The organism is Pseudomonas sp. DE0157, from assembly GCF_007678615.1.
In the GTDB taxonomy this organism is placed as follows: domain Bacteria; phylum Pseudomonadota; class Gammaproteobacteria; order Pseudomonadales; family Pseudomonadaceae; genus Aquipseudomonas; species Aquipseudomonas parafulva_B.
This window is the reverse complement of sequence record NZ_VEJN01000006.1, coordinates 20,507-34,130: the sequence shown is the minus strand read 5'-3', so window position 1 is coordinate 34,130 and position 13,624 is coordinate 20,507. Positions and strand designations below refer to the sequence as shown.

Below are 13,624 nucleotides of genomic sequence, written 5' to 3'. Positions count from 1 at the left end.
GCCGGAGATCCCGATGCAGCAAGCACATAACGAGGGCGTGGTCAGCGCCATGTCCCAGGCCAGCGATGCACGCGTGGCGGCACAGGAGCTTGCGCGGCAACTGCTGCATCCGCATTTGGGCTTCGTGCTGTTCTTCTGCACCGCCGAGTACGACCTGCAGGCCCTGGGCCAGGCCCTTGAACAAAGCTTTGGCGGCATACCGTTGGTAGGGTGCACCAGTGCAGGGGAGATCACACCGCTGGGCTATGGGCGCAGTTGCGTGACGGCCGTGGGCTTTGATCACCGGCACTTTTCCATCGCCACCGAACTGATCGACGAGATGGACCGTTTCAGCCTGATCGACGCCCAGCAGATGGTCGAACGACTGGTCGGCAGCTGTCGTGGGAATGCCCTGGCCCAAATCAAGGGGCACAGCTTTGCATTGACCTTGCTCGATGGCTTGTCCAGCCGTGAAGAAACGGTGCTGGCGGCCCTGAGCGCAGCGTTGGGCGATATCCCGCATTTTGGTGGCTCGGCCGGGGACGACAACTACCTGACCCGGACCCACGTCTTCTACGGCGGGGCGTTTCACCACGGTGCTGCCGTGGTGGTGCTGGTCAATACCTGGCTGGACTTCGAAGTGTTCACCACCCACCACCTTGAGCCACGGCAGGAAAAACTGGTGGTCACCGGCGCCGACAGCGCCCAGCGGCGGGTCTATGAGCTCAATGCCGAGCCTGCTGCCGAAGAATATGCACGCCATATCGGGGTGCCGGTCAGCGCCCTGGACCACAGGCTGTTTGCCGCCCACCCGCTCGCGGTGCGCATGCACGATCGGTACTACGTGCGGGCCATCCAGCAGGTACATGCGGATCTGAGCCTGAGCTTTTACTGTGCGGTAGAGAACGGCATCGTGCTCACGCCCATGACGCCTGGCCCGTTGCTGCCGAACCTGCAGGATTTGTTCGATGGCCTGCAGCAGCGCCTGGGTCCGCTGTTGCTCACCATCGGTTGCGACTGCTTTCTGCGCCGCCTGGAGCTTGAGACCCAGCAAAGTCTTGAAGCGGTGGGCGATTTTCTGCGTGAGCAGCGGGTGATGGGCTTCAACACCTATGGAGAACAGTTCAATGGCATGCATATCAACCAGACCTTCACCGGGGTTGCCATTGCCCGCAACCGAACCCGCCCCGGCCGATGAGGTGCAGGCCGAACTGGCGCAGCTTCGCTACGAAAACCGCAAGCTGCAGCGGATCAACGCCGCGCTGATCGAGCGCATCGAGTCGGGCGTGACGCGCGGCAGCGACCCCTATGCGGCGTTCCAGCATTCGGTGGTGTTGGCCGAGCAGGTGCGCGAACGTACAGACGCGTTGAATCAGGCCATGGCCGAGCTCAAGGCGGGCAACCAGCTGCTCAGCGAGGCGCGTCTGCGCGCCGAAACCGCGCACCAGCACCTGATCGATGCCATCGAAAGCATTTCCGATGCATTCATCCTGTTCGACCGAAACCTGCGCATGGTGCTGTGCAACAGCCGCTTCAAGGCCTTCTGGGAAAACCGCCGCGTGCGCATCATTCCCGGCATGCGCCTGGCCGAAGTGCGCAGGCTGATGACCAGCAGCGGATTGTTCAGCGAGGAGCCGCGCAGCCCGACCGACGAACACCTGTTGTACCGACAGCACAACGGCCGCTGGCTGCAGGTCGATGAGCGGCCCACCTGCGAGGGTGGCCGGGTGATCCTGTTCACCGACATCACCGAGGTCAAACTCAGCGAAACCCTGCGCCGGGAACAGGCTGTGGCGCAGAAATCGCACCTGTTGCAGCGGGCGGTGGACAATTTGTCCCAGGGCGTGGCCATGGTCAACGCGGACGGTGTGCTGGAGTTGTGGAACCGCCGGTTCCTGGAGCTGAGCGGGCTGGCTCCGGTTGCCGCCCACCGTCCCTTCGCCGACGTGATCGCCGACAGCGAGCTGCGCTTGCTCACCCCCGAAAGCCGCGACGACAGCGGGCGTGTCGTGCACGAGTGCGAGCAACGCCTGTTCGACGGGCGCATGCTGGAGATCCGCACGCACCCACTGCCCACTGGCGGATTCGTCAACACCTTTACCGACATCACCGAACGCTACCTGCATGCCAAGGCCCTGAGTGAAAGCGAGCGCTGGATTCGCTTGATCACGGACCATGTGCCGGCGCTGATCGCTTACCTGAACGCCGACCTGGTGTATGAGTTCACCAACAAGGTCTATGAGCAGTGGTACTGCTGGCCCAGTGGGCTGATGCTGGGCCAGAGCCTGCGCCAGGCCCATAGCGAACAGCACTACCAGCGCCTGGAAGCCTACGTGGCGCAGGCGCTGGCAGGGGAGAGCGTTACGTTCGAATTCCCGGAAACCAACATCAGCGGACAGGAGCGCCACATGCTGCGCTCCTATGTGCCAAACCGGCTGGCCTCTGGCGAGGTGGTGGGTATCTTCGTGTTGATCCGTGACATCACCGAACGGCGCAACACCGCCCAGGCGTTGCACCAGGCTTATCAGCACCTGGAGCTGCGGGTCAGGGAACGTACGGCCGAGTTGACCAGCCTCAACGAACAATTGCTGAGGGAAATCGAGGAGCGGCGACGTGCCGAGGCGCGCTTGCGCGAGGCCAAGCATGAGGCTGACCAGGCCAACCTGTCCAAGACCAAGTTCCTCGCCGCGGTCAGCCATGACCTGCTGCAGCCCCTGAACGCGGCGCGCTTGTTCACCAGCGCCTTGCTCGAGCGCCGTGATCCGCAGGCCAGTGCACAGCTGGTGCGTAACGTCAGCAACTCCCTGGAAGACGTAGAGAACCTGCTGGGAACGCTGGTGGACATCTCAAAGCTCGATGCCGGTGTCATCACGGCCGACGTGGCACCCTTCGCCCTGGCGGAGCTGATGGACAACCTGGCAGCAGAATATGCCCAGGTTGCCCGCAGCGAAGGGCTGGCCCTGCACTTCATAGGCTGCTCGGTCGTGGTGCGCAGCGATATCCAACTGCTGGCGCGCATTCTGCGCAACCTGCTCAGCAACGCCATTCGCTACACCCCAAGCGGACGCGTGGTGCTGGGCTGTCGCCGCCAGCCGGGTCGCGTGCGCATCGAGGTGTGGGACACCGGTATCGGCATCGCCGAGGAGCACCTGGAGGAAATGTTCCAGGAATTCAAGCGTGGCGCCGTGCAGCGGCCGGATCAGGACCGCGGCCTGGGCCTGGGGCTTGCCATCGTCGAGAAGATTGCGGGCATCCTCGGCCACCGTATTGCCGTGCGCTCCCGGCCCGGCAAGGGGTCGGTATTCAGTGTGGAAGTGCCATTGAGCACCACCGCCCCGATTGCCAGGGCCCAGCATGCCGTGTGCGAGTCGATGCTCGAGTGCCTGCGCGGGGCCCGGGTGTGGGTGCTGGACAATGACGCTGCCATCTGTGCCGGCATGCGCACGTTGCTAGAAGGCTGGGGCTGTTGCGTGATCACGGCACTGTCGGAGCAGGACCTGGCCCGCCAGGTGGACAACTACCACGCCGATGCCGACCTGCTGATTGCCGACTATCACCTCGACGACGATTGCAATGGGGTCGATGCCGTTGCACGCATCAATGCCCGCCGCGCCAGGGCGCTGCCGGCGCTGATGATCACCGCCAACTACAGCAACGAACTCAAGCAGCAGATCCGCGAGCGAGGCCATACGCTGATGCACAAGCCCATCCGACCCATGAAGCTCAAGACTGCCATGAGCCACTTGCTGGCCACCCGGGCCCTCAAGGGATCAACGTCGTAGGTAGTCAGCGAAGTCGATGTCGCCGGCGCTGAGGATGGCTTGTACTCGGTTGTGCACGTTCAGCTTGCGCAGGATGGCCGAGACGTGGGCCTTGACCGTGGTTTCGGCGATGTCCAAGGCATAGGCGATCTGTTTGTTCGATTCGCCCTTGGTCATGCGCTCGAGCACCAGCAACTGCTTGCGGGTCAGGGCCTGGAGCATTTCCGGCGGGAAACTTGGGGCATCGCTCAAGCGGCGGCTACTGCTTTTCTGCGCGCGGATGATATCCGGCGGCAGGTACACATTGCCGTTGAGGATCTGCTCGATCGCTTCGATCATCTGCGCGCGCGGCGAGGACTTGGTGATGAAGCCCACCGCACCATAGGTGATGGCTTGCAGCACGATCTGCTTTTCCTGCTCGGCAGAGACGATTACCACCGGGGTGGTGGGTGCCTCGTTGCGCAAGGTGATCAGCCCGTTCAGGCCATGCATGCCCGGCATGTTCAGGTCGAGCAGGATCAGGTCCAGGTCGTCATGGTCCTTGGTCAGGGTCAGCGCGCTGTCAAGGTCAGCGGTTTCCATGATTTCACTGCCCTGGAACCCGTCGCTGATGACGTTGTGGATCGCTTCGCGAAACAGCGGGTGATCGTCGGCGATCAAGATTTTGTACATGGCCTATTCACCTTGTTCTTGTTTGAATGATTGAGCGCGCAGGGGCAAGGGCCCGGTCAGGGAAACGGTGCTGGCTGGGCCGCCTGCACGGGCAGGTTGGCCTGTTGCCAGGCGTCGAGCCCGTCGCGGTACCAGTAGAGGTTGGTGTAGCCCAGGTGTGCTGCGCGTTTTACCGCGTTCCAGCTCAACCAGCAATCGGCCCGGCAGTAGAAAACGACGGGGTACTGAGGCTCGCCCCCTGTGGCCAGACGCAGGTGATGCTCGAAGTAACGTTGCCAGTCTGGGCTGAGCACGCCGTCCCCGGTGTTGGGCAGCCACAGGCTACCGGGCAGGTTGGCATGGGGTTCATCTTCGATGAAGCGTTCATGCAGCCACTGACGGCGGTAAACGTCAATCAGGACAGGCGCCGGATGGCCCCGCATCATCGCCTGCAGTGCGGCAGTGTCTATCACCCTGCCACCTTCGACCTGCGGTGGGGTGGGGCTGCGGTACAGCGTGGCGCGGTAGCCATCTGGCGTGAACGTCGGTGGGGTGTCGGCCTGGGCATGGCCCAGCAGAAGGCTCAGCGAGGCGGCGGCCAGCAAACGCAGGGGCAGCCTTTGGAGGGCACGTGGCATGGTCTGTTCCTTCTTGTTATAGGCGCATTACATGCCAGTGCCGTGGCTTTGTGAATGCGACCATAGACACCCTGGGCAGTACCAAAGTAGTAGAGGCGAGGGCCTGGCTCACCGTGGCTTGCGCAGGGCGGCGTGCTGCGGGTTGAAGGTGACGATGGCCAGCAGCGTGAACAGCACGCTCAGCGCCAGGCATACCGCCAGCGCCAGCAGGTTCAGCCGCTCGTAGAGCGCAAAGCGCACCAGCTCGACGGCATGGGTGAACGGGTTGACCGCGCACAGCCAGTACAGCCACTGGCTGGCCTCCTGCATTTTCCACAGCGGATAAAGCGCCGACGACAGAAAGAACAGAGGGAAGATCACGAAATTCATCACCCCGGCAAAATTCTCCAGCTGGCGGATGGCATTGGACAGCAGCAGTCCCAATGCACTGAGCATGAACCCCACCAGCAGCACTGCGGGCAGGGCCAGCCCCAGGCCGCCGACCGGGGGCTCAATGCCGTACAGCCAGGCGATGACGAGGAAGATGTACACCTGCAACACGGAGATCAGCGACGTCGCCATAAGCTTGCTGCACAACAGAAAAGCCCTGGGCAGCGGGCTGGTCAACAGCACCCGCATGCTGCCCATCTCCCGGTCGTAGACCATCGATAGCGAACCCTGCATGCCATTGAACAGCAGGATCATGCAGGCCAGCCCCGGCACGATGTAGACCTCGTAGGGAATGTAGCTGTCGTAAGGCTCGATGATGGCGATGCCCAGTGCCGCACGAAACCCGGCAGCGAATACCACCAGCCACAGCAAAGGGCGCACCAGTGCGCTGAACAGGCGTGTGCGCTGGCGTATGAAGCGCAGTGCTTCACGCATGAGGATGCCGCTGAAGCAGTACCAGTAGGCGTTCATCAGGTGGGTGCTCCGGCCATGTCCCGCGTGTGATGGGCGAATGTCCGGCCCAGGTCGCCGCCGTGGGGCTGCATCATGGCTTCGGCAGGCCCACTTGCCACCACCCGACCCTGGTGCAGGATGACCAAGTCATCGGCCTGCTGCACTTCATCGAGCAGGTGGGTGGTCCACAGCACACTCAAGCACTGATCGCCACGACACAAATCGCGTACGTGCTGGTTGAGCGCCTGCCGGCTGGCCGGGTCCAGGCCCACGCTGGCTTCGTCGAGCAGCAACAGGCGGGGCCCGTGCAGCAAGGCCCGGGCAATTTCGACGCGGCGCCTGTGCCCGGCATTGAGTTCGCGCACAGGGTCACGACGCCGCTCCCCCAGCCCTTGGCGGGCCAGCTCGGCGTCCACGCGGCGCTGGGCTTCCCGTCGGGGCAGGCCATGCAGCGCCGCGTGATAGCGCAGGTTCTGCTCCACGCCAAGGTCCAGGTCCAGCGTGCTCTGCTGAAACACGACGCCCAACTGGCCCAGGGCCGCCCGCGGCTGGTGGCGCAGCGAACAGCCCAATACTTGGATATCGCCGTGCTGCAAGTCATACAGGCAGGTCATCAAGGCAATCAGGGTCGACTTGCCGGCGCCATTGGGCCCCAGCAAGGCGGTAAAGTGGCCCGGCGCCAGGTTGAAGGTCACGTCCCTGAGCGCTGCGCGCTGACCATAGGCGAAACTGACCCCCGTTACGTGCAGTGCGTTCATGGCGTGACCACCACACCCCATGGGTAGCGGCCGACCTTGATCGACTTGAGCACCTTGAGGCTGGCCACGTCGATCACCGACACGTCGCCGCTCACGCCATTGGTGGCCAGCAGCTGCTGCTGGTCAGGGGTGAAGGCCAGCTGCCAGACGCGGCGCCCCACCAGCAGGTAGTCCAGCACCTCGAATGTCCTGGCATCGACCACCGCCACATGATTGGCCGGGCCCAGCGCCACGAACGCGTACTTGCCATCGGCGCTGAGCTTGACGCCCACCGGCTGGACTTTGTCAGGGTGCACACCCTTGATGGCGAAGTTCAGGGTCTTGAGGACCTGGCGCGAAGCCACGTCCAGGATGGTGACGGTCCCGCCAATTTCCGCCGACGCCCACAGGTGTTTGCCGTCCTGGCTGAATTCCACGAAACGCGGGCGCTGGTCCACCGGCGTGCTGTCGGCCAGGGTCTGGGTCTGGGTGTCGATCCAGTGCAGCATGTTGGTGGTTTCGCTGGTATTGACCGCCCATTTGCCATCCGGGCTCACGGCCATGCCCTCAGGTTCGATGCCCACCTCCACCTGGGCCAGTACCGTGTCGGTTACGGTATCAATGACCGTGACCAGGGCATCGTCTTCGTTGGACACGTACAGCCAACGGTCATTGGGATGCAGGGCGAACTGCTCGGGGTCTTTGCCTGAGGGCAGTTCCTTGACGAGGGTACGGCTGGCCACGTCCATCACCTGCACCCGATCCGAATCGCTGGCGCAGATGTACAGCAGCTTGTTGTCGTGTGACAGCAGCAGGCCGCGCGGGCGTTGGCCGACGGGCAGGGTGTCGGTTACCGTCAGGGTCTGCAGGTCGATCAGGCTCAGGGTGTTGTCCTTCTCGTTGGACACCCAGGCGGTGGCGGCCAGGGTAGGCTCGCAGGCTATGGCCAGCACGGCCGGCAGCAGATGGGCGCACAGCGGGCTGCGTAGTGAGGGGAGGCGGCGCATGGCAGGTTCCTTGTTATTGTGTGGGCGTGTCAGGGGTACGTACAGGTCACGTCGGCCTTGTCGAACCCCAGGCTGTCCATCTCATTGGAAGGGTGCAGGAAGCCTTCCTGCGGTGAGGTGCTGACCAGGGCCCTGGGCTGCACCAGGGGGATGGGTTGGCGCAGCTCGCCATTCCAGGGCCTGTAGCTGAGCTTGCGCCCCTTGAAGCCATCGAGTGGCAATTGTTCGCTGACAAGCAGCTGCTGCAAGGCCTCGGGCCTGGCTTCACCCAGCTTGCTGACCGCCGTAGCGATGCTGCGCACGGCCATCCAGGCTGCGAAGTCACGGTCGTTCATCCAGCGGCCGGCCTGCGCTTGGAAACGTTTTTGCAATTGCGCGGCGCCGAACGTTTCCACGGTCATGTGCCAGCCAGTGGGCGTCAAGCCCTGAGTGCCGGCGACCGGGCGGGGTAACCAGGTCTGGTAGGGCACGTATTCGCCGAAGTCGCCACGTTCATCAGCCACCAGCACCACGTCGTATTCGCGCGCCTGGGTGAACAGCGGCATGTCGGCCTGGGCGCTGCGGCGCTGGTCGTTGTCGAACGTCCAGCGTTTCTCGGCCACCAGGTGCAGGCCAAAGCGCTTCGCCGCGCGGCGCAGTGCGGCGGCGTAGGCTTCATCGTCCGGGGTCTGCCCGACGATCAGCAAGCCGCGCTGCCATTTGCGCAGCACCAGAAACTGCACCAGCGCATCGGCCAGCATCGCCCGCCCAGGCAGGGCGTGCAGCACATTGCCCAGGCACTGCGTGCTGCGTACGGCGTCATCCGGGCTGCCGGCATTAAACAGCAGGCTGTCGGGCAGGGCCACAGACAAGGCCCGCAGGCTGGCGACCGGCGCATTGACGACGAACAACCGAACGCCTTCCCCATGCTGGGCCTGGGCAGCATGCAGCAGTTGCTCGGCGGAGTCGGCACGGGCGCTGACCAGCTCGAACTGCTGCTTGAGAAACCGCCCGGTGCTGTTGCTGTCGGCAATGGCCAGTTGCGCCCCTTGCAGGCCGGCATCGTCCGGTTCAGGCAGGATGTTGGACAACAGCGGCCCGCTGTCAGGACGATAGCCCAGGTAGCCGATGCGGATGTACAACGCGCTCGCAGCCCGGGTGTCAGCCTGCTGGTCTTGCGCCCAAACCGTCGGCGCGAGCAAGGTCAGCAGGCAGGTCAGGACAAGGTGGGCAGGCTGGCGCATATCGCACTCCACGGCAGATGGCGCCAGCATAGAAAGCCTGCCGGGGCCGGGGAATATGCAGAAAGTAGCGCCCAGCCGCTACCAAGGTAGTAGCCGATGCGCCCGCGCCGGGCCCTAGGATGACAGCAGTTACCCTGGAGTCCGGTCATGCTCGCTGCCAATCTGTCTGCCCTATGGCGTATCAACCTGTGGGTCACCGGCTGTTTCGCGGTGTTGACCCTAGCCTGTGCGGGGGTTGTGCTGCATCAGGCATCAGCCGATGTGAAACGGGAGTTGCAGTCGGCCGAAGCGGTGATGGCGTACATGGCCCAAGCCGCCAGCCACAATCCGGCGAGCCTGGAACCTACGCTGACCGAGCACCTGCGCCACGTGCGCGTGCAGTGGCTGGTCCCTGGCGAGGTTGAAAAAGCGTCGGTGCCGTCCGCGGCCGGGCTCGATGGCTGGTTGGGCGCGGTGCTGGCAGGCAAGTACTACGACAGCACGCGCCTGCTGGCCCTCGATGACGGCCGGCGCGTCGCGCTGAGCGTGGACGCCCGCGATGAGGTGGACGAAGTCTGGGATTCGCTGCAACAGTTGCTGGCGGTCTGTGTTGTCGCGTTGACCCTGAGCCTGCTGTCCATCAGTTGGGCCGTGCGGCGCGGGCTGCGGCTGCTGGCCGCGCTGCTGTGTGCATTGCGTCAGGTGTCGGGAGGTCAGCTGGACGTGCGCCTGCAAGAGACCGGTGGCCCGGAAGCGCGCCAGTTGGCCGGGCACTTCAACCAGATGGCTGCGGCGATCGAGCAGGCCCAGGCCGACAACCGGCAACTGACTGGCGCTTTGCTGGCGGTTCAGGAGCAGGAGCGGACCAGACTGGCTCAGGCGTTGCACGACGACCTGGGCCAGTACGTGGCCGGCATCCGCGCCCAGGTGTGCCTGTTGCAATTGTGTGCCCACCAGCCTGAGCAGGTGCGGCAAACCACCCAGACGCTGGAAAGCAATTGCGCAGGCTTGCAGTTCGGTTTCCGCGCCTTGGTACGGGACTTGTATCCGGTTGCGCTGCAGCACCTGCCCATGGCGGAGGCGCTCAACCAGTTGGTGAGCCAATGGCGTGCCAGCCAGGCCATCGAGTGCCAGTTGCTGGTCGGCGCCCAGTTGCCGGCGCTGTCACCCACTCGACGCACGCATCTGTACCGGTTGTTGCAGGAAGCGCTGACCAACGTCGCCCGTCATGCCCGCGCCCGTCAGGTGCGGATACGCCTGCAACGCGGCGCCAACGGGCTGCGCCTGCTGGTTCGCGACGATGGCTGTGGTGCCAGCCAGCCTGGACGCCCAGGGGTAGGCCTGCATTCGATGGCCGAGCGCGCCCGCAGCCTGGGCGGTGAATTGCGCATACTCAGCCATCCCGGTGCCGGGTGGGCACTGGCCCTGACGATCCCTTTGGAGGTGTCATGAATATCGTGCTGGTCGACGATCACGCCGTGGTCCGCCAGGGCTACGCCAGCCTGTTGCGCGCCGTGTTGCCAGCGATGCAGGTGCGCGAGGCTGCCAGCGGTGAAGAAGCCCTGGCCCGGGTGCAGGAGCAGGTACCGAACCTGGTGATCATGGACTTCGGCCTGCCCGGCATCAGTGGGTTGGAAACCACCCGACGCCTGCGCCAGCGCCTGCCGCAGTTGCGGGTGCTGTTCTTCAGCATGCATGACGAGCTGCCACTGGTACGCCAGGCGCTGGACGCCGGCGCCGCCGGCTACCTGACCAAGAACTCGGCCCCGCAAGTGTTGGTCGAGGCCGTACAGCGCGTGCTTGCCGGGCACGCCTACATCGAGCAGGGGCTGGCCACGCAGCTGGCCTGCAGCACGACGCACGATGCCTGTGATCCCAGGCTGCAACGCCTGACCCAGCGTGAACTGGAAATCTTCGTGATGCTGGTTCGTGGCACACCAGCCCGGTCGATCGCCGAGCAGCTGTGCATCAGCGCAAAGACCGTCTCCAATCACCTGACCACGCTCAAGAGCAAACTGCAGGTCGGCTCCCATGCTGAACTGGTGCACGTGGGTATCGACCTAGGTCTGGTACGTGTAGCGGGGTAGCCAAGTTCTGCAGGTCAATGTTCCCAAGTGGCTGGGCAGCCGGTGCAGCCTTGCATGTTGGCGTCCTGGAAGTTGCCGTAGTGAAGGCGCGCGCCCTCCAGATGGGCTTGTTCGAGGTTGCTCTGGCCGAGCTTGGCTTCCTGGAGGTTGGCGTCATTGAGCTGAGCGCCGCGCAAGTCGGTCTTGTTCAGCCAGGCCATTTCCAGGTCGGCAGCCTGCAAGTTGACCTGCTGCATCCTGGCACCGGAGAGCCGGGCGAATTGCAGGTAGGCGGCGCTAAGGTCGGCGTTGGCGAACTGGGCGCCTTGGGCGAACAGCCCCCAGCCCTGGATGGCCATCAGCCGTGCGCTGCTTAGGTTGGCCAAGCGCAGGTTGCTTTGCTGCAGGCTGGCGCGGGTCAGGTTGGCGCCCTGCAATCGGGCCTTTTCGAGGTTGGCCAGGTCCAGCCGGGCGTGGCGCAGGTCGGCATCGCGCAGGTCGGCGCCGGCCAGGTTCATCTTGCGCAGGTCCTGGTTGGCCAGTTTGGCGCCCCGCAGGTCGGCGCCGGGGCATTGGCTGGCTTCGGCAATCACGCAGCCGTTGATGCTCAACGGCGTGTCGCTGTCGTCGATGTCAGTGGCCAGCGCCATCGCGGGTGTGACGGCCAGCAACAAGGCCAGGGGTAGAAAAGTCATGATCGAGCTCTCTGGGCAGACGGAAAAGGGCAGGGCGCAGCCAGACCGCACCCCGCTGTCGGTCAACGTTGAGCGGTCGGGTTGTCCCAGCTCGGTATCTTGAACACCCAGAACGAACCGCCTTGGGCAACTGGCTTGGTCAGTTCGGCCATGTCGCCACCCCACAGCGGTACCGCGCCGCCATAGCCGACGGTGACGCCGATGTACTGCTCTCCGTCCTGCTCCCAGGTAATGGGCGGGGAAACGATGCCGCTGCCGGTCTGGAATTTCCACAGCTCCTTGCCGGTCTTGGCGTCGAACGCCTTGAAGAAACCGTCACCGGTGCCGGTGAACACCAGGTTGCCCTTGGTCGCCAGCACCCCGGCCCACAGCGGCAGGTGCTCCTTGTGTTCCCACACCAGCTTGCCGGTGGTCGGGTCCATGGCACGCAGGGTGCCTACGTGGTCGTCGTACATGCGCTTGATGCGAAAGCCCATGCCCAGGTAAGCGGAGCCTTTCTTGTAGTTCACCTCCTCGGTCCAGTACTCCTCTTTCCACTGGTTGCCCGGGATGTAGAAAAGCCCGGTGTCCTGGCTATAGGCCATGGGGTTCCAGTTCTTGCCGCCCAGGAAGGGTGGCGACACTTCCACCGGCTTGCCCTTGGTTTCGCCCGGCAGCGGCTTGGCGGGCCGTTGCCCTGGATTTTCCACGGGGCGGCCGGTCTTGAGGTCGATGTGGCTGGCCCAGGTGATGTTGTCGACGAAGGGGAAGGCGTTCTGCAGCTTGCCGTCGTTACGATCGACCACGTAGAAGAAGCCGTTGCGGTCGGCATGCCCCGTGGCCTTGATCACCTTGCCGTGTTTGTCCTTGTAGTCGAACAGCACCAGCTCGTTGTTGCCAGAGAAGTCCCAGGCGTCGTTGGGGGTGTGCTGGTAGAACCATTTGACCTCGCCGGTGCTGGGGTCCACGCCCACCTGGCCGGAGGTATAGAGGCTGTCGTAATCGTGCGGGTTGCCGTCCTTGGCGGTGCGTGCCCAGGTGTTCCAGGGGCCGGGGTTGCCGGCACCGACGATGATGGTGTTGGTCTCGGCATCGAAGCTTGCGCTCTGCCAGGGTGCGCCGCCGCCATGGCTCCAGGCCTCCACCTTGCCGGTTTCGGTGGTCGGGTCATCCGGCCAGGACGGTGCCTTGACGTTGCCGGTGGGGGTGCTGTCCTTGCCATTGAGGCGGCCCATGTGGCCCTCCACGAAGGGGCGCATCCACACTTCCTCGCCGGTTTCCGGGTCACGGGCGAACAGCTGGCCCACCACACCGAATTCATCGCCCGAGCTGCCGTGGATCAGCAGCACCTTGCCGCTGGTCTTGTCTTTGACCAGCACGGGCGCCCCGGTCATGGTGTAGCCGGCGCTGTGGTCGCCGAACTTCTTGTTCCACACCACCTTGCCTGTGTTCTTGTTCAGCGCGATGACCCGAGCGTCCAGGGTGCCGAAATAGACCTTGTCGCCGTAGATGGCAGCGCCACGGTTGACCACGTCGCAGCACGGACGAATGTTGTCCGGCAGGCGGTGGTTGTAGGTCCACAGGCGTTTGCCGGTCTTGGCATCGAGGGCGAATACCCGCGAGTAGGAACCGGTAACGTACACCACGCCGTCGCTGACGATGGCCTGGGACTCCTGGCCACGCTGCTTTTCGTCACCAAAGGAGTAGGACCAGGCCGGGGTCAGCTTGAACACGTTCTTGTCGTTGACCTGGGCCAGCGGGCTCCAGCGCTGGGCGTTGGTGCCCATGCCGTATTGCAGCACATCGCCGGGCGTGAGGTGGTCGTTGGCGATGTCTTCCCAGATCACGTTCTTGCTGGCAGGTGCCGGGCTTGTGGTGGCCGCCGTGGCCACTGTCCCGGTGGCCAGGCTTGCGGCCAGCAGCAGGGCCCTCACGCTCAGGGCCAGGGGAGACGGGGCGGGTAGCGATCTTGTTGTCATGGTTGCGATTCCCTGTGGAGTTTGGCCCGCACAGCGTGGTCCGCCTGG

12 protein-coding genes are annotated in these 13,624 nt (G+C 64.2%); 4 read left to right on the top strand and 8 right to left on the bottom strand.

What is annotated here, in order from left to right; all coding sequences use genetic code 11:
• Positions 1-13 precede the first annotated feature (13 nt).
• Positions 14-1,177 (top strand): nitric oxide-sensing protein NosP, encoded by a 1,164-nt coding sequence (nosP, locus tag FS777_RS09540; protein ID WP_058637257.1) that lies wholly within the window; start codon positions 14-16, stop codon positions 1,175-1,177.
• Complete coding sequence (gene nahK, locus FS777_RS09535) at positions 1,107-3,761, top strand: hybrid sensor histidine kinase/response regulator NahK/ErcS' (protein ID WP_145255231.1); 2,655 nt, start codon at positions 1,107-1,109, stop codon at positions 3,759-3,761. Before nosP ends, nahK begins: the two co-directional genes overlap by 71 nt.
• Here the strand turns inward: nahK and FS777_RS09530 are convergent.
• From FS777_RS09530 to FS777_RS09505, 6 genes are all read right to left on the bottom strand, one after another.
• Positions 3,750-4,412 (bottom strand): response regulator transcription factor, encoded by a 663-nt coding sequence (locus FS777_RS09530; protein ID WP_078478721.1) that lies wholly within the window; start codon positions 4,410-4,412, stop codon positions 3,750-3,752. The genes nahK and FS777_RS09530 overlap by 12 nt on opposite strands.
• Before the next feature lie 56 nt (positions 4,413-4,468).
• Positions 4,469-5,029 (bottom strand): PQQ-dependent catabolism-associated CXXCW motif protein, encoded by a 561-nt coding sequence (locus tag FS777_RS09525; RefSeq protein ID WP_058637254.1) that lies wholly within the window; start codon positions 5,027-5,029, stop codon positions 4,469-4,471.
• A gap of 108 nt (positions 5,030-5,137) precedes the next feature.
• Positions 5,138-5,929: an ABC transporter permease gene (locus FS777_RS09520; RefSeq protein WP_058637253.1), complete on the bottom strand. Its 792-nt coding sequence runs from the start codon at positions 5,927-5,929 to the stop codon at positions 5,138-5,140.
• The gene (locus FS777_RS09515; protein ID WP_145255228.1) at positions 5,929-6,669 is read right to left on the bottom strand and encodes an ABC transporter ATP-binding protein; all 741 of its coding nucleotides are present in this window, start codon (positions 6,667-6,669) and stop codon (positions 5,929-5,931) included. Before FS777_RS09515 ends, FS777_RS09520 begins: the two co-directional genes overlap by 1 nt.
• Complete coding sequence (locus FS777_RS09510; protein WP_256675163.1) at positions 6,666-7,655, bottom strand: YVTN family beta-propeller repeat protein; 990 nt, start codon at positions 7,653-7,655, stop codon at positions 6,666-6,668. The genes FS777_RS09515 and FS777_RS09510 overlap by 4 nt, the downstream gene beginning before the upstream one ends.
• Before the next feature lie 29 nt (positions 7,656-7,684).
• Positions 7,685-8,878, bottom strand: a complete 1,194-nt coding sequence (locus FS777_RS09505) for an ABC transporter substrate-binding protein (RefSeq protein WP_145255225.1) — start codon at positions 8,876-8,878, stop codon at positions 7,685-7,687.
• 147 nt (positions 8,879-9,025) lie between these two features.
• Here FS777_RS09505 and FS777_RS09500 point away from each other — a divergent pair, with 147 nt between their 5' ends.
• Positions 9,026-10,309 (top strand): histidine kinase, encoded by a 1,284-nt coding sequence (locus tag FS777_RS09500; protein WP_058637249.1) that lies wholly within the window; start codon positions 9,026-9,028, stop codon positions 10,307-10,309.
• On the top strand, positions 10,306-10,944 hold the full coding sequence (locus FS777_RS09495; RefSeq protein ID WP_058605246.1) for a response regulator transcription factor: 639 nt from the start codon (positions 10,306-10,308) through the stop codon (positions 10,942-10,944). Before FS777_RS09500 ends, FS777_RS09495 begins: the two co-directional genes overlap by 4 nt.
• A 14-nt stretch (positions 10,945-10,958) precedes the next feature.
• Here FS777_RS09495 and FS777_RS09490 read toward each other — a convergent pair whose 3' ends face one another.
• Positions 10,959-11,618, bottom strand: coding sequence for a pentapeptide repeat-containing protein (locus FS777_RS09490; protein ID WP_058637248.1), 660 nt, complete (start codon positions 11,616-11,618; stop codon positions 10,959-10,961).
• A 62-nt stretch (positions 11,619-11,680) separates the two neighbouring features.
• Positions 11,681-13,576, bottom strand: coding sequence for a quinoprotein ethanol dehydrogenase (exaA, locus tag FS777_RS09485; protein WP_145255222.1), 1,896 nt, complete (start codon positions 13,574-13,576; stop codon positions 11,681-11,683).
• Positions 13,577-13,624 lie beyond the last annotated feature (48 nt).

Coding starts and splice junctions, on each gene's coding strand:
- nosP (WP_058637257.1), top strand. CDS start 14: ATGCAGCAAGCACATAACGAGGGCGTGGTCAGCGCCATGTCCCAGGCC.
- nahK (WP_145255231.1), top strand. CDS start 1,107: ATGGCATGCATATCAACCAGACCTTCACCGGGGTTGCCATTGCCCGCA.
- FS777_RS09530 (WP_078478721.1), bottom strand. CDS start 4,412: ATGTACAAAATCTTGATCGCCGACGATCACCCGCTGTTTCGCGAAGCG.
- FS777_RS09525 (WP_058637254.1), bottom strand. CDS start 5,029: ATGCCACGTGCCCTCCAAAGGCTGCCCCTGCGTTTGCTGGCCGCCGCC.
- FS777_RS09520 (WP_058637253.1), bottom strand. CDS start 5,929: ATGAACGCCTACTGGTACTGCTTCAGCGGCATCCTCATGCGTGAAGCA.
- FS777_RS09515 (WP_145255228.1), bottom strand. CDS start 6,669: ATGAACGCACTGCACGTAACGGGGGTCAGTTTCGCCTATGGTCAGCGC.
- FS777_RS09510 (WP_256675163.1), bottom strand. CDS start 7,655: ATGCGCCGCCTCCCCTCACTACGCAGCCCGCTGTGCGCCCATCTGCTG.
- FS777_RS09505 (WP_145255225.1), bottom strand. CDS start 8,878: ATGCGCCAGCCTGCCCACCTTGTCCTGACCTGCCTGCTGACCTTGCTC.
- FS777_RS09500 (WP_058637249.1), top strand. CDS start 9,026: ATGCTCGCTGCCAATCTGTCTGCCCTATGGCGTATCAACCTGTGGGTC.
- FS777_RS09495 (WP_058605246.1), top strand. CDS start 10,306: ATGAATATCGTGCTGGTCGACGATCACGCCGTGGTCCGCCAGGGCTAC.
- FS777_RS09490 (WP_058637248.1), bottom strand. CDS start 11,618: ATGACTTTTCTACCCCTGGCCTTGTTGCTGGCCGTCACACCCGCGATG.
- exaA (WP_145255222.1), bottom strand. CDS start 13,576: ATGACAACAAGATCGCTACCCGCCCCGTCTCCCCTGGCCCTGAGCGTG.